The 21,478-nt window shown below is 35.9% G+C and carries 23 protein-coding genes; 1 reads left to right on the forward strand and 22 read right to left on the reverse strand.

What is annotated here, in order from left to right:
- Positions 1-14: 14 nt before the first annotated feature.
- From NSQ77_RS00335 to NSQ77_RS00405, 15 genes are all read right to left on the reverse strand, one after another.
- Positions 15-1,391, reverse strand: coding sequence for a type VII secretion protein EssB/YukC (locus NSQ77_RS00335; RefSeq protein WP_339228208.1), 1,377 nt, complete (start codon positions 1,389-1,391; stop codon positions 15-17).
- Positions 1,392-1,415: 24 nt separating this feature from the next.
- Positions 1,416-2,324 carry a serine/threonine-protein kinase gene (locus tag NSQ77_RS00340; RefSeq protein WP_339228209.1) on the reverse strand — a complete coding sequence of 303 codons (909 nt, stop codon included), beginning with the start codon at positions 2,322-2,324 and terminating at the stop codon, positions 1,416-1,418.
- Positions 2,325-2,341: 17 nt separating this feature from the next.
- Positions 2,342-3,286 carry a protein phosphatase 2C domain-containing protein gene (locus NSQ77_RS00345; protein WP_339228210.1) on the reverse strand — a complete coding sequence of 315 codons (945 nt, stop codon included), beginning with the start codon at positions 3,284-3,286 and terminating at the stop codon, positions 2,342-2,344.
- Positions 3,283-4,788, reverse strand: coding sequence for a DUF6382 domain-containing protein (locus tag NSQ77_RS00350; RefSeq protein WP_339228211.1), 1,506 nt, complete (start codon positions 4,786-4,788; stop codon positions 3,283-3,285). The genes NSQ77_RS00345 and NSQ77_RS00350 overlap by 4 nt, the downstream gene beginning before the upstream one ends.
- Before the next feature lie 65 nt (positions 4,789-4,853).
- A complete protein-coding gene (locus tag NSQ77_RS00355; RefSeq protein WP_339228212.1) occupies positions 4,854-5,372 on the reverse strand; it encodes a prepilin peptidase in 519 nt (172 codons plus the stop codon).
- A gap of 13 nt (positions 5,373-5,385) precedes the next feature.
- Entirely contained in the window at positions 5,386-5,979 is a 594-nt protein-coding gene (locus tag NSQ77_RS00360) for a hypothetical protein (protein ID WP_339228213.1), read from the reverse strand.
- A 24-nt stretch (positions 5,980-6,003) separates the two neighbouring features.
- The gene (locus tag NSQ77_RS00365; protein ID WP_339228214.1) at positions 6,004-6,630 is read right to left on the reverse strand and encodes a hypothetical protein; all 627 of its coding nucleotides are present in this window, start codon (positions 6,628-6,630) and stop codon (positions 6,004-6,006) included.
- A 160-nt stretch (positions 6,631-6,790) separates the two neighbouring features.
- Positions 6,791-7,453, reverse strand: a complete 663-nt coding sequence (locus tag NSQ77_RS00370; protein WP_339228215.1) for a DUF4352 domain-containing protein — start codon at positions 7,451-7,453, stop codon at positions 6,791-6,793.
- A gap of 26 nt (positions 7,454-7,479) precedes the next feature.
- Positions 7,480-9,690: a DUF5702 domain-containing protein gene (locus tag NSQ77_RS00375; RefSeq protein WP_339228216.1), complete on the reverse strand. Its 2,211-nt coding sequence runs from the start codon at positions 9,688-9,690 to the stop codon at positions 7,480-7,482.
- Positions 9,691-9,699: 9 nt separating this feature from the next.
- Positions 9,700-10,317 carry a hypothetical protein gene (locus NSQ77_RS00380; RefSeq protein ID WP_339228217.1) on the reverse strand — a complete coding sequence of 206 codons (618 nt, stop codon included), beginning with the start codon at positions 10,315-10,317 and terminating at the stop codon, positions 9,700-9,702.
- A 46-nt stretch (positions 10,318-10,363) separates the two neighbouring features.
- The gene (locus tag NSQ77_RS00385) at positions 10,364-10,555 is read right to left on the reverse strand and encodes a Flp1 family type IVb pilin (RefSeq protein ID WP_339228218.1); all 192 of its coding nucleotides are present in this window, start codon (positions 10,553-10,555) and stop codon (positions 10,364-10,366) included.
- Between the two features lie 48 nt (positions 10,556-10,603).
- Positions 10,604-11,467: a type II secretion system F family protein gene (locus NSQ77_RS00390; protein WP_339228219.1), complete on the reverse strand. Its 864-nt coding sequence runs from the start codon at positions 11,465-11,467 to the stop codon at positions 10,604-10,606.
- 6 nt (positions 11,468-11,473) lie between these two features.
- Positions 11,474-12,421, reverse strand: coding sequence for a type II secretion system F family protein (locus NSQ77_RS00395; RefSeq protein WP_339228221.1), 948 nt, complete (start codon positions 12,419-12,421; stop codon positions 11,474-11,476).
- A 4-nt stretch (positions 12,422-12,425) separates the two neighbouring features.
- Entirely contained in the window at positions 12,426-13,670 is a 1,245-nt protein-coding gene (locus NSQ77_RS00400) for a CpaF family protein (protein WP_339228222.1), read from the reverse strand.
- Positions 13,663-14,790, reverse strand: a complete 1,128-nt coding sequence (locus tag NSQ77_RS00405; RefSeq protein ID WP_339228223.1) for an AAA family ATPase — start codon at positions 14,788-14,790, stop codon at positions 13,663-13,665. The genes NSQ77_RS00400 and NSQ77_RS00405 overlap by 8 nt, the downstream gene beginning before the upstream one ends.
- Positions 14,791-15,399: 609 nt before the next feature.
- Here NSQ77_RS00405 and NSQ77_RS00410 point away from each other — a divergent pair.
- Positions 15,400-16,821, forward strand: coding sequence for a hypothetical protein (locus NSQ77_RS00410; RefSeq protein WP_339228224.1), 1,422 nt, complete (start codon positions 15,400-15,402; stop codon positions 16,819-16,821).
- 185 nt (positions 16,822-17,006) lie between these two features.
- On the opposite strand, the gene greA is transcribed toward NSQ77_RS00410, so the two are convergent.
- From greA to NSQ77_RS00445, 7 genes are all read right to left on the reverse strand, one after another.
- Entirely contained in the window at positions 17,007-17,483 is a 477-nt protein-coding gene (gene greA / locus NSQ77_RS00415; RefSeq protein ID WP_339228226.1) for a transcription elongation factor GreA, read from the reverse strand.
- A 113-nt stretch (positions 17,484-17,596) separates the two neighbouring features.
- Complete coding sequence (gene udk, locus NSQ77_RS00420; protein WP_339228228.1) at positions 17,597-18,223, reverse strand: uridine kinase; 627 nt, start codon at positions 18,221-18,223, stop codon at positions 17,597-17,599.
- The gene (locus tag NSQ77_RS00425; protein WP_339228229.1) at positions 18,213-18,881 is read right to left on the reverse strand and encodes an O-methyltransferase; all 669 of its coding nucleotides are present in this window, start codon (positions 18,879-18,881) and stop codon (positions 18,213-18,215) included. The genes udk and NSQ77_RS00425 overlap by 11 nt, the downstream gene beginning before the upstream one ends.
- Before the next feature lie 73 nt (positions 18,882-18,954).
- Entirely contained in the window at positions 18,955-20,073 is a 1,119-nt protein-coding gene (gene mltG / locus NSQ77_RS00430; RefSeq protein ID WP_339228230.1) for an endolytic transglycosylase MltG, read from the reverse strand.
- A 306-nt stretch (positions 20,074-20,379) separates the two neighbouring features.
- Positions 20,380-20,661: a DUF1292 domain-containing protein gene (locus NSQ77_RS00435; RefSeq protein WP_339228231.1), complete on the reverse strand. Its 282-nt coding sequence runs from the start codon at positions 20,659-20,661 to the stop codon at positions 20,380-20,382.
- Between the two features lie 12 nt (positions 20,662-20,673).
- Positions 20,674-21,087: a Holliday junction resolvase RuvX gene (gene ruvX / locus NSQ77_RS00440; RefSeq protein WP_339228232.1), complete on the reverse strand. Its 414-nt coding sequence runs from the start codon at positions 21,085-21,087 to the stop codon at positions 20,674-20,676.
- An 11-nt stretch (positions 21,088-21,098) separates the two neighbouring features.
- Positions 21,099-21,365, reverse strand: coding sequence for an IreB family regulatory phosphoprotein (locus tag NSQ77_RS00445; protein ID WP_339228233.1), 267 nt, complete (start codon positions 21,363-21,365; stop codon positions 21,099-21,101).
- Positions 21,366-21,478: the final 113 nt, after the last annotated feature.

Genomic DNA, 21,478 nt, shown 5'->3' on the forward strand with positions numbered 1-21,478 from the left:
TTCAAATTTATACATTAATTAAGATCGTCAATCTGTTCATCAATTTTATCGATTGCCTTTTCTTTTTCATCATCATCAAGATCATCATTTGCTTTCATCAGCTTTTTTTCTTTTTTAAGTGCTGAAATATGAAGCTTTGTATTATCAAGATCTTTTGCTAGTTTAATTGCTTCCTCTGTATTGTCTAGTTGTATGTAACTTCTAGCCGCTAATAACTTTGCACGTTTATTATCGGTTAGATCATCATAAAGTGTTACAACTTCCTCGTAGGCTTCATTGATCCAAGCTTTTTCAATTTGTACCACAGCCAAACTTGATTCAATTCCTAAAATCGCCTTTTTTGCCTTATCTGAGTTCTTTGCAACAAGTGCTTTTATAACCTCTTTATGATATGCTTCTCCCAGGTCAGCTGCAGCTGTAAGACTTTTAACAGTATCTAATTCAATATATTGTTCCATTAATGTATGCTCTGCACTTTCATCCAGTTGATTAGCTGATTCAAATTGCGTAATCGCTTCTTCGGTATCTCCTACAATCGTAGAACGATATGCATGCATAATTGTTCGGTTATCATCAAGCAACTGCTGAAGCTCTTTATTTTTTTCTGTTAGCATTTCGATATTTTCCTCAGACTTCTGTTCTTCTTCTGCACCAGCAGAATTTACTTCTTTATTAAGTGGCACAACTTGGATCACATATATGACAAGCATTCCAACTATAAGACCGATGAGCACCCCAGACAAGAGTGTCATTTTTTTATTCGGGTTTTGGGCTGGTTCAGTCTGTTTCTTAATTGATGTTGGTGTAGGTGTATTACGTGCTGTGTGAATGATTTGATTTAGATCACGAATGGAGTTTACGTGTCGAATACTTTTTGCAATCGGTTCATTAAATTTCAGTTCCGATTTTTCATTCATATCATTAAAATTATAGGTACTGTAAAAATATAGCAATACCCGCTTCAGTTCTTTTAAGAGCTCAGATGTATTCATTTCCTCTTTAGGAAAAACAGAACGAATTCCTCGATGAGCAAATTTAATATCCCCCTCTGGATTCATATAAATGTTTTCAGGATGAATCAGTGTTGTATATTGTGTACCAATTAAGCTTTCCACCATCAGCATGTTCGTTGCTGCTTTTTGCTTTAATTTATTGGATGCTTGCTTGTATTCTTTTATTTTTTTGTAATTTCCTTCTTTTTTATAAAAAATACGTATGACCTGTTGATCCACCATATAATGCTGACATTCAAAAAACAAAGGATCCTTTCGTTTCAATTCTTCAAGCTGCTCTGCCTCTACTAAATTCGTTTCCGCTATTGGAATTTCATATACGACGACATCATCTTTTTCTTCGATTATTCCAAATTGCAGATTCTGTTGATCTGGCATGGATTTCCCCTCCTATTATTAAGATTAGATGAATGAAAAGACAATGTAACCAATCAATACAATGGATATGGATATAATTGAAATAGGTCGGAGCAACGTCCAATCCCACTTTCGATTTTGCTTTTTTTCCCATTCTTCTTTTGCCTTCAGCATCAATATCTTTGCTTCTCGTGCATCTTGAAGTCGATTCTCAGGCTCTAGTTCAACTAAATGCGTAACACATTTATCAAGACTTTTTGGAAGTCTTTTATGTAATTGTTTGATTGGCTTTTGAGCAATATAGACATATTTCCCTTGGGATAATAAGTAATATATAAGTGCTCCGAGTGAAAATAAATCGGTACGTGTATCGGTTTGCTTTTTTTCAAATTGCTCTGGTGCCGCAAAACCAACCGTGCCAACTTGAACGGTGTCCTTCATCCGACCTTGCTGAAACCTCCTTGCAATTCCAAAATCAATCAGCTTTATCTCTCTATCCTTGTTGATCATAATATTTCCTGGTTTTATATCTCGATAAATTATAGGATATGGTTTTTGTGTATGTAAATAGTGAAGTACATCGCAAAGCTGTACGCCGACTTTGATGATAGTGTCTAGTGGCAATTGATTATTGTATAGCTGAAAATAATCCGATAATGACACTGCATCGATGTATTCCTGTACGAGGAAAAAATAATCCGCTGTTGAGAAAAAATCAACGACACGCGGCAAGTTAAGATGTTCTAATTCACTCAGCAGCTTTGTTTCGTCAATTAACTTGGCTGCTAGTTTACTTTCCATATTTGTAATCTTTACCGCCCACCGCCGATTAGTATCGTTCACTTCCTCAACGAAATAAACTTCTGACATACCGCCTGAAGCAATATGTGAGAGAACGTGGTATTTTCCATTTAAAATATCACCTTTTTTTATATGGATATTATGTTTATTCATTACAAACACCTCGTCTATCACATTTTGTTTCCTTTTAAGAAGGAAAAGAGCCCCTTCTTTTCCATTGTATGTTCTGTATTTACATATAGGTTGCGAATGAGCATAAGCGTAATATTATCATTTGCATCGGAAAAATTAGAGAAATTAATTAAGTAATCACAGATTGCTTGAAGATTGGTATACTCTTTTTCTAAGCTAACAAGCATATTCTTAATTTCTTCATTGGAAAACAATGAGTAAAACCCATCACTGCAAACTAGAAATAGATCACTTGCTTGATAATCCCCTTTATGGCTATACATATCAATCGTATTTTCAATTCCAAGACATTGTGTAAGTACATGTCGTTTTGGATGGTTTCTTGCCTCTTCTTCACTTAATGCCCCTTTTGTTACTTGTACCTGCACCCAAGAGTGATCTTCTGTTAGCTTTAAAAGCTCGGGTTTTGTTTCAAGAATTTCAGTATGCTGTTCCTCTAATAAATTCGACAGATATTGCTCGTTCATAGTTTCCTGTTGAAAATATTGCTGAAGACCGTAATTCCAATTTTTCATATGATAGATTCTGCTGTCTCCTATATGAAGTACTGCATAAGATCCTTGATACATTACAAGCATTGAAAGTGTCGTACCCATTTTCTTCCCTGTTTGCTGTGATAAAGCTTGAATTCCTTTATTGATTTGCTGCAATGTATGTTCTGTTTCTTTTAAAACACGATCAATCGTATCTTTTCTTTTAACTAGTTTTGGTATCCGCTTTTTCCACCATTTCTCGAGCTCTTCTATCGCAAATCGACTTGCAATGTCGCCAATTTCATAGCCGCCCATGCCATCAGCCACAACAAATAATGCTATTTCGTTTCCATTAAAATCTTTCTCCATCAAATGTAAATAGGAATCTTCATTTTTATTTTTTTTCATACCTTGGTGTGTAGCTACACCAGTTTGCCAGTTTCTGCTCATTGTGGACTGCTCCACTTAAATGTATAGTGTGCTTTCCCAAGTTCAAATTCATCATCTTCTTTTAATGCGTAGACTTTGTATGGAACCATTGGTGCTCCATTTAATTTAGATCCATTCTTCGAACCTAAATCCTTAATACCAAAGCTTGAGCTATCAATTTTAATAATTTCAGCATGGATTCTTGAAACCCCAACAGCGGTATCAGGGTTGTCAACTGCCTCTTCGTTTCTGCCAATTAAGAAGTTATTTTTATTGATTGCAATCGTCTGTGGTGCTTCATCTGCTGTCGTCCGTATAAGTGTAGCCGAAACATCAACTTCCTTCTCCATTGTAGCAACGGAAAGATTAGACTCTTCCTCTAGAAGCACTGTATCTTCATTATCTGCAACTAATAAAGTTGTATCTGATTGCGTTGCAGCAAGTGATGTAGCATTTGATGGTCTAAATTGTGTTTGATATTGCTGTTTCGGTATTTGTACATTAAATTGTTGCTGCTTTTGTCTTAATTTTTGTTCAGGTTTTGGTTGTTTAGTTACCGATTTTTCCAGTGTCTGTGGTAGTTCTGTCTCAACCTTAGTAACTCCTGGTCGCCAGATTTTCCAAAATACCAATACGGCTACCATGACAACAACTGTTAAAATACTGCTTGTTACCAGTACCGTTGGATTTCTATACATGTCGTAAAACTTCCAAATCAGTGCTATCGCTAGTAATGAGCCCATGACAAGATATACTTTCGTTCTTGAGGTCAGAGGCGGTAGCTTCTTTTTTACCTTTTTCTTTGTCATACTTTGGCTGCCAGCTACAATCGGTTCTGGATGTGACTGAACTGCTGTGTTTTGATTTTCCGTAAAGTTGCCTTCCATCTGATTGTCATTTGTATATTCATGATTTGAATACATTTGGTTGACATTAGATCGAAGTGAGATCAATTCTAATAATAATGTTTTTAATCCACTTAAACTAAAGGATTCGTTTTTGATGTAGTTCAAAATACTTTTAAATTCATTTCCTTGCAGTCCGTCAATTTCACCAGCAACGTCTGTTAGAAGTTTTTTCATGTCTTCTGTTACACTATTCGTTTTCTCAAGATCGATAACTGGTATATAGGTCAGATATACATCACTCGGATTTTGCCCGATAAATAGAAATTCCATTTGTAAGATATAATTTTTCTGATCAAGCATATAAGAGCTTGCTTCCTCAAGTGTATTAATAAGGGAAAGAAATAATTGATAATAATCATTCATCGTAGCCTTGTTATCACGCAAGTAGGAAATTAACTTTTGCTTCGAATTAATATCATAATGAAGCTTCGTAACCAAATCGATATTCTCCAATGACATTGGCAGCATATGTGGTATTCGATTAGACTGAATCATCTTTATTTGAACAGCGTTTAAGTTGTCTGCCGTTAATTTCTTATTGTCTTTTTTAGAAAAGACGATTGATTGACCATTTTGGGTCGAATAATCATACTCCAAATTGTAGATTGTTCCCATTTTTCTTCCTCCTAGACGAATATGTACTAATTAAAAATGAATAAATGATCGTTTTCCAGATAGCCTTAAAAGAACGCGTAATAATAAACTGCAATAATTGCCGGGGCAACAGCATACATAAAGGGGAAACGCGTTGCTTTTGTTACTTTATATTCTTCCAGTTTCCTAAAATCCCGGGATAATAAAGAACCGAAAAGTTGAAAAACAGCAATTGTTAATTTTTTCATGATTGTTTTTGTAGATAATAGAATAATAATAGCTAGAATACCTGCAAAAAAGATGGAATACATCATGATATATAAGACCATTTTCACACCAACAAAAGCCCCAATAGCAGCGAATAATTTAACATCACCCGCACCAATTGCCTTAAATACATAAAGGATTAGGAAAATGCCACCGCCTACCAATAAACCAAAAAATGCAAATAGAATCCCGTTTATTCCATCTGCAATCAGATGATACACAACTCCTACAGCCATCCCGCCAGCAGTAAGCCAGTTGGGAAGTTTGTGATACTTAACGTCTGTTATAAAAGCAATAATTACTAAAACAAATAAAAGATAATCGTAAATCTCAAGCATTTCCTGCTCCCTTCTAGGCACCTGCCCAAAGCCGTTCATAGGAGGTTTTCTTTAAAATAATCGTTCGATTCACAAATGGAAAATTGATATCTACTTCATAGCTTGCATTAATTTCAAGATACGCTCCGCTTCCTGTGAATGATGTTGGTGTAACTACCTGATCAACTGTCAGTTTAGCTGGATCAAAAAACTCTCCTCCAGTCTTCGCGCTGAATTTTTCACGTAAAATTGGTTCAATAACACTTGCGGTAAAGGAATTTAAATATCCATGCGGATCGATTTCAACACCAAGGTAGTCCATCCCCTCTTTAAATAAGTCTGCTGCGATCTCAGGAGTAATACCAACTTGATCCGCACCAGTGGACTCTAATAACCCGCTGAATTTACTTTCAGCTAAATCCGTTATGCCAGTAACCGCAATTTCAGCAGGATAAGCATGGGTGACAATCACCTCATTTGTTTCGGCAAGGGACTGATAGAGCGCCATGTCTGCAATACCAATTCGTATAATATTAGCTAGAAATACGATGAATAACATGAAAAAAGGTAATATCATAGCAGCTTCCAGTGTCAGACTACCTTTTTCATTTTTCATAAATCGTCTCAAGTGATCCCCTCCATGCCTAAGCCTTTAGTTTGCTTCTGTTGCATCAAATTCCCATGTCAATTTACTCTCGTAATCTTCAAATCCAAAATAAATAATATACGTATCTACTTCATAGTCTGCATTCAACACTACATTTCCAGTTCGCTCTTCTCCAGGCTCAGTTGGGGGCTGTTTATTCATGGCTTCATCAATAACAATGGACGTGTCTCCTCTTCCTAGTAACTCCCCAGCATTTGCAAAACCATCATTCTCAATCTTATCTCGATCTTCACCAGCAACGATGTCAGGATAAGCAAACCCTTGACCTGGGATACCAACTTCTCCATGATTTTTCATCGTAAAGTTTCCAATAACAAAAACGTTGTCTTCGGAATTATGACCTAGTGGTCGTTGATCACCAATTTCAGGTGTAATTTCAACAGAATTTAGTGTGATCTCTAATATATTTCTATTAGCCCAATCAATAACCCACCCTGTTTCACCAATAGATAGTCCTAATTGGTCTTTAATTCTTAATGGGTCTTCCCTTTCGACTAATTCTTCTGGGACTGGGATTGACTCTGCTTCCTCGTCATTTTCATCAGCTCCACAAGCTGCTAGCATTGTAATTCCAATTATAAGTAGTAGTATGAAGCGGAACTTTTTACACATTGCAAATACCTCCACTCTATATTCATTTTTTATTTAGCATGTTTCTATATGTACTAATGGATTTAATAATATTATCGATAATTTGGACTAAAAGTTTTATGTATGTACTGCACGCTCTATAAAAAGAAACGTGCAGTATGTTTGTTGATTTAAATTGAAATTACTCTGCTTCTTCCGCTGGAATAACCCAAGTTACTTGGTTACTTGATCCTGAACCAGCAATACCTGTTCGAAGACGGAAGTAATAATTTTCTCCTTCATATATCTCTGTAACAAATTGACCTGATACTTCTTCACCAGGAGCTAGTTCGCCCGTCATTTCTTCGACACTATCAAAGCTCTCCGCATAATTTTGGTAACCTGTCATTTCAAGATTATCCGTAACTTCTAAGCCATAAAGTAAATCCTGTACAGATTGTGCATCGTCGCCAGTATTTTTAACGGTTATATCGAGCAATATATATGCATCTAGTTGAGAAGTATTACCGTCTAGTTCATCTAACACTTGAGCTTCATCCAATGTAATTTCATATGTTGTTAAGTCAGAATCAAATTTTCCAGTATCTCCAATTGATAAATCTTCTTGATCTTCAGTTCCCGTATTGAATCCGCCACTATTTGAATCATTGTCGGTATCTTCTTCCGTATTTTTTTCTTCTGTGTTATCCTCTTCTGTTTCGGCAGATTCATTTGTTTCATCATCGTTTGCTTCTGTTGTGCCATTGTCAATTTCTTCGGATGGTTCTGAATCATCACTACTACAAGCTCCCAACAATAGAGTACTAATAAACAACACCGCTAATATTTGCAACATTTTTTTCATTATGTCTCACCTCTTGTATAAATTTACTAATAAGCATAGTTTACTTCTTTATCAATATAATAGGTTTTACCCTCTACTCTTCCGCTAAGTGCTCCTGTATGACCAAGCATATCCATAATTCCAGGAATAAACCATAACTCAATAGATGTAGTTGCATTTGCTGTAATATAAGTTGATGATTCGGTTAAATCTGCATCTGTTTCATGTTCAAGAACAGCCATCACTCTTTCCGTTGTTTTTCCTTCAGGATGTGCGAATAAGAATAAACGCAGATGGTCTTTATAAGTCATCTTAGGTTCTGGTTTACCAGGTATTAAATCTACTGCTCTACCTGCAGTAATAACTCTCATATTCTCAGCCGTCGCAAGAAAAGCATCTGCAAGAGCTGCAACCCAGAAATATGGTCCGAAAATTTTACTTCTTGGCTTCTTAAGTGCATCCACTAAATTAATCGCGAAACGTAAAGCGAAGATTTCTCCCATGGCTGCCATGTAATTGGCGCCAAATGAATGATGTCCGTATAGGATATATTCAACCTGATTATTTTCAAATTTGTAACCAGAAGTCCCATCGGTTGGAAATGTGTGATGAGAGAATCGGGTTAAAATGTATTCATTAAAATATAATTCATCTCTACCTGCAATTAAAAGGTTACCAAGGTTTTCAAATAAAATATCAATAAACCCCATTGCCTGATCTGCCGTCTGATCTTTATCTTCAAGCTCAAACTGTTCACTGTTGGATTCTACTGCCCCTTCATATTTAACAACAAGGTCTGCTAGCTTCGTATAGATATCTCCGTCACCAGTGATATCATTATAGGCATCACTAATTTCATCAATTTGATCCGATAAATCATCTAATGCTTCATCAGCCTCTTCTTCTTTTTCTTCCATTTCTTCATCTTCGAATTCAGCTCTTCCTTCTTCTAAAAGGTTAATTGCATTGTTTGTATGCTCTTTGGCATTTGAATGATATAACCGAGCATGGTAGATATCACCACTTCTGCCCGTGTCACCAAATTCGTTTTTACTTCGGTTTTTAAAGTTACTATCAATATTAGCTTTGATTTCTCCCAATTTAGGATTTAGGCCATTTGTCTGTCCTTCACTCCCTTCCATATCCTCAATGCCGTCTTCCACTTCTTGAATAACATTTGTTAACATTTCTTGATCAAGTACATAGTCATCTACGGAATCTAATACAGCATCTAATTGTGAGCTATCTCCCGTATCAACATCACTTTCATTCTCCGATTGAGCATTATCATAATGTTCTCCCTTGCTATCCTTAGCATTCTCGATCGTTTCACTCACACTATTATTTAGCTCTTCAGCTTCTTTTAATAGTTCTAACGCATCTTTTAAATCCTGCTCGACACCTTCAGCTATTGGGATAATGTCATTCAAAAGACTGCGGGCATTTTGTTTAAAGGAATCAGCTTTCTCTTTGTCCTCTTCTTCTTTTTCTAACTCTTCTTCACTCTTTTCATCATCATCATCTGATGGCGGTGATGGATTTTTGGGATACACCTTGATATATTCCAGATGCCCATAAAATAAATCCGCGAAATTATTTACTGTTGGATAGGTATTTCTATCAGTTGAACGGATTCTATCCTGAATGGAATCCAACTTTTCTTTTGCACTTTTTAATAGCTCGATGGCTTCATCTAACTTTTCATCCCTGTTTTTCACGTCTTCTTCGATATCACCGATAATCTCCGTAAGTACGGATGCTTTCTCCATGTCATCCGATATTGCTAGAAAACCTTCAATTAGAGCTTCGCCAATCTCTACCGGTGCTTGGTATTTCATTTCCTCCAACACTTGGTGCTTTAAAATTTCTTTATTGGCGAGCCCTCTATCTAAATTCAACTCCGTTGTTAGCTCACCTTCTTCAGGTACGAGGTTCACAAATTTAAACCCTTCGCCATCCCCAGGCTGTAAATTCTTTTCGAACACCGTTTTAAAAATGGCATTTGCTTCACTCTGATCGCCATCAAACGCAAATAATCCTTTATCCTGCAAACTTTGATGGTACGAAGACATCGTTGAACGCAATGCAACCTTTGCCGCTTGATCTGTCTGGCGCTCTGCTACAATAATACGAGCATAATCAATTAACACTGCATTAAAAAAGAAAAGAAGCAGGGTAACGATAATCAGATAAATGGAAACAGCGCCACGATCGTCGACGATGAACTTATGTATAAACTTCTTTATACAATTTTTCATTTAGCTACCCTACTTCCCTTTACTAATAAATTTTTGGATGTGCTGTGCATACTCCATTAATTTCTCGGTACCATAAATGGCAAAATCTGTCGTTCGAATTACTTCTGCAGGCTCTGATATTGGGTGACTGGCAACTGCTTCAATTTCTGAAATCCCAAATATATTTGCTACAGATGCTGGTAATGCCAGTGATCTGCTTATTTTTACTTCAACTTCAGGTATTAAAAAATTATTATGAAATTCAATTGTTGCATCATAGCCATTAATTCTGCTCGTTTTTGCAGACACTAAATCATTGCCAGGAACGATACCGCCTAGACCAAACTTATCCAAGAAATTATTACCGGTTAAACGCCAATAAAGCCCATCACCATTCATGGTCGTATGCTCAGTCATACTAAATTCACCAGTACTAACATCAGCAGAACTATTATTCCAAGAATAGGCCATTGCACTTGCAATCGCATTTGCTTGATATTGTGACGTTACTTTTTCATAGATTACAAGACTGAAAAAGATAAAACAAAGGACTAAGATTAGAAGAATTGGAAAGAGCATTGTTGCTTCAATTGTAAAGCTGCCTTTTTCTTCCCGCTTTAAATCGTCGATCATTTTTCTGTATGACATGATCAGAGTCCTTTCTTAACACATAATCGTCTATCCTTTTTTGTTATTATCCATTTTGTTGGAAATTGCCAATATTCTCATCACCAAAGTCTAAAAGATCTTTAACCCAACCAATAATTTGATCTCTAAAAAGTAATGCAATTACGACGATAACAGCTATAATTAACATAATCTCCAATGTCTGCAATCCTTCTTCATCATTCCAAAAGTTCTTGATCGATTCTTTAAGCATATTCATTTTTTTTCCTCCTAAAAATTCTTTAATTTTATATTTTGAAACCTGTACTTACAAAATGGTAAGTGCAGGATAACCAACTATGATCATAACCGCCACAAAGATTAGTATAAGCGGAAATACAAGTTTAGAAGAAGCCTCTTCACCTTTTGTTTTGGAAATAGCCTTTCGTTTCTCCCATAATTCATGAGACAATTCTCGAAGTGCCAGAATTAAATCATTTCCACCCTTTCGATAATTCAATAGAACTGTTGTAGTAAAAATAGAAATTTCCTGCACACCGCATTTCTTACTTAAATCATTCAATACTTGATGAAAGGGTTCATTACTTACCATTTTATTTACCGTTTCTGTTAATTCTTTAATCAGCGGAGAATTCGGGTCATTTGTTTGTGTAACACATCGGATTAATGCTTGCTGCACCGTTTCCCCTGCATTGACTAGTAATATAATTTTATTAACAACCTCTGGAAGCTCTGTAAGGATTTTTTCCTTGCGCTCCTTCTCTTGACTAGAGAGTTTGCTGATCATTGCATACGGAATTAAAACAGTGAATAAAACCCCAACGATAAAGATCGTCACATCTCCCTCAGCCAGCAGGGTGAATAAAAATGTTCCTAATAAGCATACGAGAGATGTAGAGATTAGTTGTGCGACATACATTCTCGTATGCTGCAGAGCTGTTCTATTGCCATACAAACTAATCATTTTTTGTTGAATTTTCGCAATCTGACTGTATAGCCGTTCCATAACTTTTAGATTGTCGATAATGAATAACGACACCGGAGCCATAAACATTAGTGGATAGTCATTTTTAAAATCCTCCAAAACTACATCATATTGCTTTCCAACTTTTACAGAAATTCCAAAATAGATAACGATAATTACTAAAGTCAATATCCCATAGACCATCATGCTTCATCACACCTTAATATCCATAATTCGTTGTCCATACCAATAGGAAAATACAAGAATGCCTAAACAAACTGTCATGATTAGCGGACCACCCGAGCTCCAATCATACATTGGGGCTAAGTAATCCTCTGCACTGTATTTCAATAATAGAATCATTCCTACTGGTGCAACACTTAAAATTCGTGATTCGAATTTCTTTGATGCAATCATGACGGCAACTTCCTGCTGAATATCAATTTTTTCACTAATAATATCCGACGTTCTTCGGATAACTTCTACGAGATTCCCACCCGTTCGTTTACATGTAATAAATACATCCGCAAAATTTTGAATATCTTCCATATCAGAACGGATACTAAAGTCTAAAATTGCATTCTCGATTGTTTCTCCATTCTCAATTCGCCGATTAATAATCTCGAACTCCTGAATAATTTCAGTATTCGGGTCTGGATACAAAAGGTAAAGATCTGAAACAACTTCCTTAAAGCTATTCTCGATTGACCTACCTGCTGCAAGTGAGGAGGACAGCGATGCGATTGCTTCTTTAAATTGCAGCTTTAATTTTTCCTTACGTTTTTCCAGGAGTGCTTTTTTCTGGATTTTTGGATAAAATAATCCAGCAGCTCCTAAAATAATGGCAGCTATAACACTCTCATAAAATAAATAACCTACAAAAGCGAAAAATACGATTGCAATAACTGCATATAAGATATACTCTTTCATCGAAAGGTGATACTCCGAGTAATCGACAAGATGCGAATCAATTTGCTTATCTGACCGATGACGCATTCGTTCCATAAAGTGCTTCTTTTTTAACTGTTCCAACTCTGTGTTTTTAGCAACTTCATCTACCAGTTCTGATTGATTTCCCCCTTGTTTCTTTCTTCTCGATACAGCGAATATATACCCTGCTACCAAAGCAACCAGTAGGATAACTAGAATAATGTCAGTCATACAATCACCCGCTTACCTTTTCTTGAACCACTTCAATACCAGCAAGATTCGCTTTTGATTTGTTAACCAATGGATTACCCGTAGAAACGAGTTTGCCAATTACTTCTCCATTTTCTTTTTCTCCTTCTTCTACAAACTCATAGAGTGGATTTAAAATGACCTCCCCATTCTCAACACCTAGCACCTCACTAATAGCAACAACTTTTCTTGAATTATCCCGCAACCGCATTAAGTGAATCATAATATCAATTGCTGAGGAAATTTGTTTACGAATTACTTCAACCGGCAGGGTCGCACCATTCAGTACCATTGTCTCAAGCCTGCTCAGCATATCTTTTACAGAGTTAGCATGACCGGTAGAAAGTGAACCATCATGTCCAGTGTTCATCGCTTGCAGCATATCAAGCGCTTCTGCACCACGTACCTCACCGACAATAATTCGATCAGGCCGCATACGTAAGGAAGATTTGATTAAATCACGAATTGTAATTTCTCCCTTTCCTTCCGTATTCGCATTACGAGTTTCCAAACTGACAAGATTCGGAACATTTTTAATTTGTAATTCAGCTGAATCCTCAATCGTAATGATTCGTTCGTCTTGTGGAATAAAATTCGATAATACGTTTAGGAATGTTGTTTTTCCCGAGCCAGTACCTCCACCGATAAAAATATTATATTTTGATACAACAAGCTTCCTTAGAAATTCTGCTGCTTCTTCTGAAATAGAATCATATTTGATCAAATCTTCAATGAGCAGTGGTTTATCTGGGAATTTCCGAATTGTCATTACTGGACCTTTCAATGCAATTGGTGGTAGAACAACATTTACCCTAGATCCGTCTTGTAGTCTAGCATCTACTATTGGTGAGGATTCATTAACGACCCGATCGACTTTTGATACAATGGATTGAATAATATCCTCCAGCTTTTGCTCACTTTCAAACTGAATATCTACTTGTGTGGTTGAACCAAATCGTTCGATAAAAATTTCCTTGTGATTATTAATCATAATCTCGGTAATTGTTTTATCATCGATTAATGGTTGAAGTACATCATATCCACGGAATGAATTATAGATTCGCTCAACTAAGTATTTGATTTCGACAGACTTTAACTGATGTTCTTTCGCATAGTCAAAGACTGCAGCTTCCACATATTCTTTTAACTCTTCATTCGTAATCGAGTGCATTAAATCAAGGGTTTCACGAAGCTGCTGAATGAGCCTTTTCACAACTTGTTCCTTATCCAATGGTAGAAACCCCCTCCAGTTCGACTAATATCTTATCGTGAATAATGGATTGAAGTTCTTGATTAAATTGCTCATTCCCTAATATTTCGGAACTGGATTTCATCGTTATCCAGTCTTCTATAAATGGAAGATAGCCTTCAACGGTAACACCATATTCCTCCATCGTACCTATCATTGAGTCAGTATACTTATTTAAAAGTATTGTCAGCTTATCCTTAACGACGTTCTCCTTACCAATTAACTTCAATTCTTCAGCAAAAAAAGATTTTGTCTTTAATAAACTTTGCACATCATTTGCAATTGGCCAGATGATTTGGTCGCACTCTTTGATAGCCGCTATATTTCTTTCATGTAAGGAACTATCAAGATCGACAACAATATAATCATAAGCACCAGTTTCAACAATCCCATTAATTAATCGCTTTACGTCTGCTTCATTGAATTCAAGTAATTCATCCGCACTAATCGCAATATCGAAATAATCAACCATTGAATAGGCATCGTATTTTTTTAACGCTTCAATTTTAGACAAAAGCTGAGGTGATTCTGCTTTTACATAATAAAATATTTGCAGTGACGGATTGTCTTCAGCAGATGTAAAATATAGTCTTGTTGTATTTAACAGCTCAAGATTTAAATAAAATACTTTTGCATGATTAAGCGCCAACTGTTTACTTAGGTTTGTAGCAATGGTCGTCTTACCACTTCCTCCGATTGGAGAATAAACCGATAGAACTTTTGTTTTCTTGCTTCTGGCCAGTAACTTCCCTGCTGACTGATTTCTTTCATAATAGATTGCAAGGATACTGGAAATCAGCTGATTTAACCGTTGATAACGAAACACCGATTCCATTGAATCCTTGCTTGTCGATAGCTGATCATCTTCGAGTAGAATTGTGCATGTTTCAGGAGCTATATCCAGCTTTGGTTCATATAGCTCTGGACTAATTAACAGAATGTCGATTATGTCTCCCTGTCTAAGGTAGGATGCCAGTTTCCCCTGTCCAGAAAAATATGTAACGATAAATCGTGACGCTTCCTCTGATGTACGCAAAAAGGCTGATAATGATTCCATATAGCTACTATTATGGTCTGCCACGACAATTCGTATTTTTTTCAATTCATTCACCACCACATTATTTAATGCCTTCACTTTTTCTCACATAATATTACTAAAACTGTCACATAATTTTAAGGGGTTTTACCAAAAACAGTTATATAGTCCTGGTTTAGTTCGGGATTTATCTTGATTTTAAGATAAGGAGATATATTAAATTTAAGACATATCGATTAAATGCATATATTTCCCTTTTAAAATTAAATAACGTACGTTTATTGACCATTTATTGAATAAAACAAGAAAAAAAAGACTATTTTATTTTGTTTTCAAAAAATATTTCATATTCCGCATTGGAAAAATAAGGAATTGCATAATCTTATATACGCAGAACTATTTGCCTAGTTAGTGATAATTAGCTGATTTTTTTCGGGAATGTAACAAATATGTAACATAAACGACATGTTCTTTAACATTTCATCTCATGCAAAAATCGCTTTTTGACAGTCATTTATAAGAAAATACGTACTCATTAACAATTAAACTTTTTATTCAGTTAATTTTAAATACCCGAATGTCTTCCGAAATAAACAGTCTATAAGTAGCATCCTAATTCGCTCATCTTATGATAATATGAAAATACTTACATAGATAAAGGGAGGAAATATGTTTATGAAGTGTCCGAATTGCAGCCACAATCTTTCCGGAAAAAAGAAATTCTGTCCGGAATGTGGGGCTAATGTTTCAGAACAAAAAGCACCGATAAATAAGAAAAAGTTTCTATTTGTAGGAGCAATTATCGGGGCATTTTTAATTGCAGCTGTCAGTTTGTATGTAGTTGGAAACAAGTCTTTTGGTACAGAACAAAGCATATCTGCTTTCGAAGAGGCTGTTGCTAATGAAGATACAGCCAAACTTAAGTCCTTACTCGTTCCAGCTGCTGAGTCATTTGAAATAACCGATGAAAATACAAGTGCATTTATCAATTATCTTCATTCTAATCCAGATTCACTAGATGAGCTTACTTCCAGATTTCATAGTCAAGCAGAATTTATCAACCAAACCGACGGAAATAATGGTACTGCATACATGGATGATGTTTATGCGACCTTAAACCTTATCCAAGATGGTAAGGCATGGTTATTATTTGATGAATACAAGTTTGAAGTTATCCCTGCTATGATCACACTAGGAGCAGAGAATGAAAACATAACATTATCCATAAATGAAGAGGAAGTTGTTACTACAACGGAGGAACCCTTTGAAGAGAGCTTCGGTCCATTTATGCCTGGAATATACACTGTTCGCGCTTTATTTGATAATACATATGTAACGACAGAGCAAAGTGGTGAGCTTGAACTCTTTAATACTCGCCAGCAAGCAGCGCTGCACAATTTTGATCTTCCACTTGCACCGGTTACCGCACACGCTCTTGAGGACGATTTTACGTTATATATTAACGATGAGGAATCTGACATTACGATTTCAGAAGGCGAACAATCCATTGGAACCTTTCCAAATGACAGTTCCGTTTCCCTAGATATTAGAAAAGATTATCCATGGGGAGAGGTAAAGAGTGAAGAGGTTACAATTGAAAGTGACCATGTGAGCTTTAACAAGCTTCATGCGTTAAATGAAGAAGCCCTTCATGCGTTAATGGAACAATTGAATGAAACAATTGCACAGTATCAAGTAGCACTTTCTGAAAGAGATGCTTCCCTATTAACTGATGGCATTACAGATAATTTCAAAGAAAGCTTAGAAGACCAAATTGACGATGTAGAAAAGAAAAAATCAGATTATACCGGAAAACTTGTACACGCTACATTCGATATGTCGAAAGTGAGCGATCCACAATTTGATGAAGACCAGGATGCCTATACAATGGAATTTTATGTTCACCATGTTTTCCATGAACCAAACAGCAACCTAGGATGGCTATTACGCGATAATGATGAGGACCATTACACAAGATCGAGAAAACTAACTGTCATTTATGATGAAGATGCAGGAGAATGGAAACTTGATTCTAATGTAAATGAATACTTTATTATTATTGATTCTCAAGCTGAGGAATTTGAAATCGACGAGTAAGGATGAAGGGTATCACATGTAAGTATTTAACTTTAACTTAGATGTGACACCCTTTTATTTTTTCCTTTGTATCCTTTGGAGAATAAACATTTTAAACGGAAACAAACTTATTCAATAAAAAATAGTGGGTACCATGTCCATCGAACATCGCGCCCACTATCCTTTTAAAACCGAATTATTAATTACTACTCTACCTTCGTAATCTTAACTTGAATATCGCCACCAGGAGTTGCTACTGCTACTTCTGTTCCAATTTCATGACCTAATAAGCTCTTTGCCATTGGGGAGTCATTGGAAATCTTCCCTTCAAATGGATCTGCTTCAGCACTTCCAACGATTGTATAGGTTTCTTCATCCCCATCTGGCAATTCCACAAAGGTTACGGTTTTACCCAATGAAACAATATCTGGATTATCATTATCATTTTCAATGATGACTGCATTTCGAATCATTTTTTCAACTTGTGTAATACGTTGCTCAACAAAAGCTTGGTCATCTTTTGCTGCATCATACTCGGAGTTCTCAGATAGATCACCAAAATCTCGTGCAACTTTAATTCGTTCCACAACTTCTTGACGTCGATCTGTTTTTAAATAATGTAATTCCTTCTCTAACTTATCTTTCCCCTCTTGTGTCATATAATAACTTTTCTCTACAACCATTCCAAACACTCCTTCTTTTCACTATACAAATAAGCGTTAAAGCTTATGCGCTCGCTTAAAAAAATATACTAAAGTTTACTATGGCAGATTTGTAAACGTTTTTCAATCCTTTTTTAATTTTTTGCTAAGATTGTTTCGATTTTAGATGCCATTATATCAATCGCCACATGGTTTTGTCCACCTTCGGGAATTATAATATCTGCATAGCGTTTTGATGGCTCAATAAATTGCAAATGTGCTGGTCGTACACTATTAATGTACTGGTCGATAACCGAATCTAATGAGCGACCTCTTTCCTTAATATCCCTTAATAACCTGCGAATAATACGAAGATCAGCATCTGTATCTACAAATACTTTAATATCCATTAAGTCAACCAGTCGAGGATCTTCTAAAATTAATATTCCTTCAACAATGATTACTTCCTTCGGCTCTACGTGAATTACTTCATCTGAACGTGTATGGATTTTATAATCATAAACGGGCTTTTCAATCGGTTTATGATTCATTAGCTCACGTAAATGCTCAATTAACAAATCATTGTCAAATGCTAATGGATGATCATAATTCGTATTTAATCTTTCCTCTAACGGAAGATGACTTTGATCTTTATAATAATAGTCTTGTTCAACAACAAGTATCGTCTTGTCTGTAAATCGCTGACAGATGGATCGTGTTACAGAGGTTTTTCCACTGCCACTTCCACCGGCAACGCCAATAACTACTGGCCTATCCCTCACGTAAAAGCACCTCTTCTTCTTTCATTTTATAACTAACTGCTACTCCATCCCCAATCGGCAAAATCGATGTTTTGAAATCAGGATGATTCATAAGCATTTTATTGTAATTTCTTATTTTCTCTACCATTTTCTGATAACGTTTTGGCACATCAACAGGATTCGCAACATATCCTCGGAATAATACATTGTCTGAAATGATCACACTATTAGGGTTTAACATCGGACTTGCTAGTTCAAAAAAGCGCTCATATTGACCTTTTGCAGCATCAATAAAAATCAAGTCAAACCGCTTCCCTTGATCTGCTAACTCTACCAGCTTATCCAACGCATCACCTTGAATCACGTTAATTTGCTGTTGTTTTCCTAAAGCTTCAATATTTTTGATTGCTTGCATATAGCGCTGTTCGTCTTTTTCAATAGTTACAATAAACGAATCCGAACTTGCATCTTGCATTCTTAATGCAGAGTATCCAATTGCTGTACCTATTTCTAGTATATTTTCTGGTCGTGTTAATCGAACGAGCTGTACTACAAAATTCATACCTGCCCGATCCATAATCGGTACATGATCTGCTTTCGCTTCTGTTTCCAGTCTAGTTATCCAGTCTTCCTGCTCAGGCAGGATACCTGTTAAATAGTTATTTATTTCTTCATTCATTCTCTAACCTCTTTATTCGATATACTTATAAAAAATGGGAAATGTGAAATAGGTATTTCACATTTCCGGGTAATTAGTTCATATATTTCTCTTTGTTTTGCAAATGCTCCTTATACGTTTCAGCATAATATATATTTCCTTTCTTATCATGCAGGAAATATATATAATCCGTTTTTGCTGGTTCAACAACAGCGCTTAAAGAGTTTTCTGCGAAATTGGAAATTGGTCCGATTGGCAAGTCTGTGATTTTATATGTGTTGTATGGTGAATCTACTTCTAAATCCTCGTACGTAACAACTTCGTTATGCTCTCCTAAAGCATATAAAACGGTAGGATCCGTTTGAAGCGGCATCTCGGCATCCATACGATTATAAAACACCCCGGAAATCTGCTTTCTTTGCTCCTCGCTTGCCGTTTCTCTTTCGACGAGTGAAGCAAATGTAATAGCTTCATGCACATTAAAGTCTGATTCTTCAATAGCTGGCATATATTTGGATACTACTTTTTGTGTTTGATCAAGCATTCCCTCAACTATTGATTGAATTGTTGGGGATTCGACATAAAAATCATAAGTTGAAGCAAATAAATAGCCTTCCAATGGAGTTCTAATATCTGGATCAAGTATTTCATCCGATAAAAGGTCCGGGTAGCGATTCATCAATTCTTTAATATATGACCGATCATTTACAGTTTCGAGAAACTCCTCTTTCGTAAAATCAAATCGCTTGCTGTATATGTCAGCAATTTGATCAATTGTCAGTCCTTCTGGAATGGTGATGGTATGGACCGCGTCAAGAATTACCCTTCCATTTTTAAGTGATTCAATAATTTCATCAAACGTCATGGAAGGTGTAAAGGTATATTCTCCCGCTTGAAAATCAGATTCATTTTTAAACTTTACATAGAATCGGAAAATCTTTCCATCTTTAATTATGCCGTTTTCTTCTAATATTGCACCAATAGTTGAGCTTGAAGAACCAATCGGTATTTCTACGGTAATTTCTTCTTCGCTGTCTGCATCAACAGGTTCCAGAGCCGATTTTACGTATAAATAACCTGAAATTGCACCAATGGCTAATATCAGGAACAAAGCAACAAGTATAATCAAAACAATTTTCCTTACAGTACTTGCTTCTTGGCTTCTGGTAATAAGGTTGTCCTTAAAACTGCCTGATTGTTTCTTTTTGGACATCCAGTATCCCCCTTTCATCCGCTATATTATACTAAAAAATGATTTATTTATCCATAATATAGCGGAATTCAACAAAAGCACAAGCGCACATCTAGCGATTTATAAGCTGGTTCGTTCATTTTAAATTGAATGTAGCTAACAATTTTTAAGATACGACATCTCTTTTTGCTGAATCAAAGTCGCATTAGCTTAATTTTTATTTGCTTAGCTTTAAGCGATTGTTTCAGTTGCACTTATGCATTCTTCTAGCCAAGCAAAGGCTGATGTCAATATTTGACATCAGCCTTATTTTTATGGAATTACTTATTATGATTCATCTTCTTCGTCTGCTAATGTATTTAACATTTCTTCAACGATATCCCATTCCTCATCTGATTCAATCGGGAAAAGTGATAAATCGGTATCGTCTGTTTCCTCATAGCGAAAAGCATAAACTTCTACTTCATCATCATTTGCTTGTTCAGCAGGGACAACAGCAATATATGTTTGCCCTGTTTCATCAACATCAAATGTAAACAGGACTTCAAATAAATGTTCTTCCCCATTTTCGTCTGGTATAATAATTCGTTCCTTTTCTTCTAAAGCCATACAATCACTCCTTTATTTTTGGTCGAGATAGCCTTGCAGGATCATCACTGCTGCCATTTTATCAATAACTTTTTTCCTCTTTTTTCTGCTCATATCTGCTTCGAGAAGCACGCGTTCCGCTGCGATGGTGGAAAGCCTTTCGTCCCACAACTCAGTTGGAATGCCATGTACTTCTTCCAAATGACTTGCGTATCTTTGAGATGCTTCACCACGTTCGCCAATTGTCCCATTCATATTTTTTGGTAATCCAACAATAGCTTTTCCGATTTCATGGGTTTCTATAATAGACTTTAGTTCAGCATCTGCTGAATAAATATCTGTTTCATCCCATTTAATCGTTGTTAAACCTTGCGCTGTCCATCCAAGTGCGTCACTAACTGCTACACCAATCGTTTTTGAACCTACATCTAATCCTACAATTTTCATTTACTTATCCTTTACTTATCTTTATGCTGTTCCAAATAAAATTTAACCAATTCCTCGATAACCTCATCGCGTTCAACTTTACGAATTAAATTTCTGGCATCATTGTATCTTGGAATATATGCCGGATCTCCCGATAATAAATAACCTACTATTTGATTGATCGGATTATATCCTTTTTCTTTCAGAGACTCATGGACCGTTAGAAGGATATCTTTAATATCCTGATCGAAAGGTTCCTCAGAAAAATTAAATTTCATAGTCTTGTCTATTGAACTCATTCATGACACCCCGTTCCAAGTTTGCCTTATAATGCTGCAAATCGTTTATATTTCATATTCTAACATGTTTATACAATTTATTATATCTTTTTACCAAAAAGGATACAAACTCT

The sequence above is a fragment of the Oceanobacillus sp. FSL K6-2867 genome (assembly GCF_037963145.1).
Taxonomy (GTDB): Bacteria; Bacillota; Bacilli; order Bacillales; family Amphibacillaceae; genus Oceanobacillus.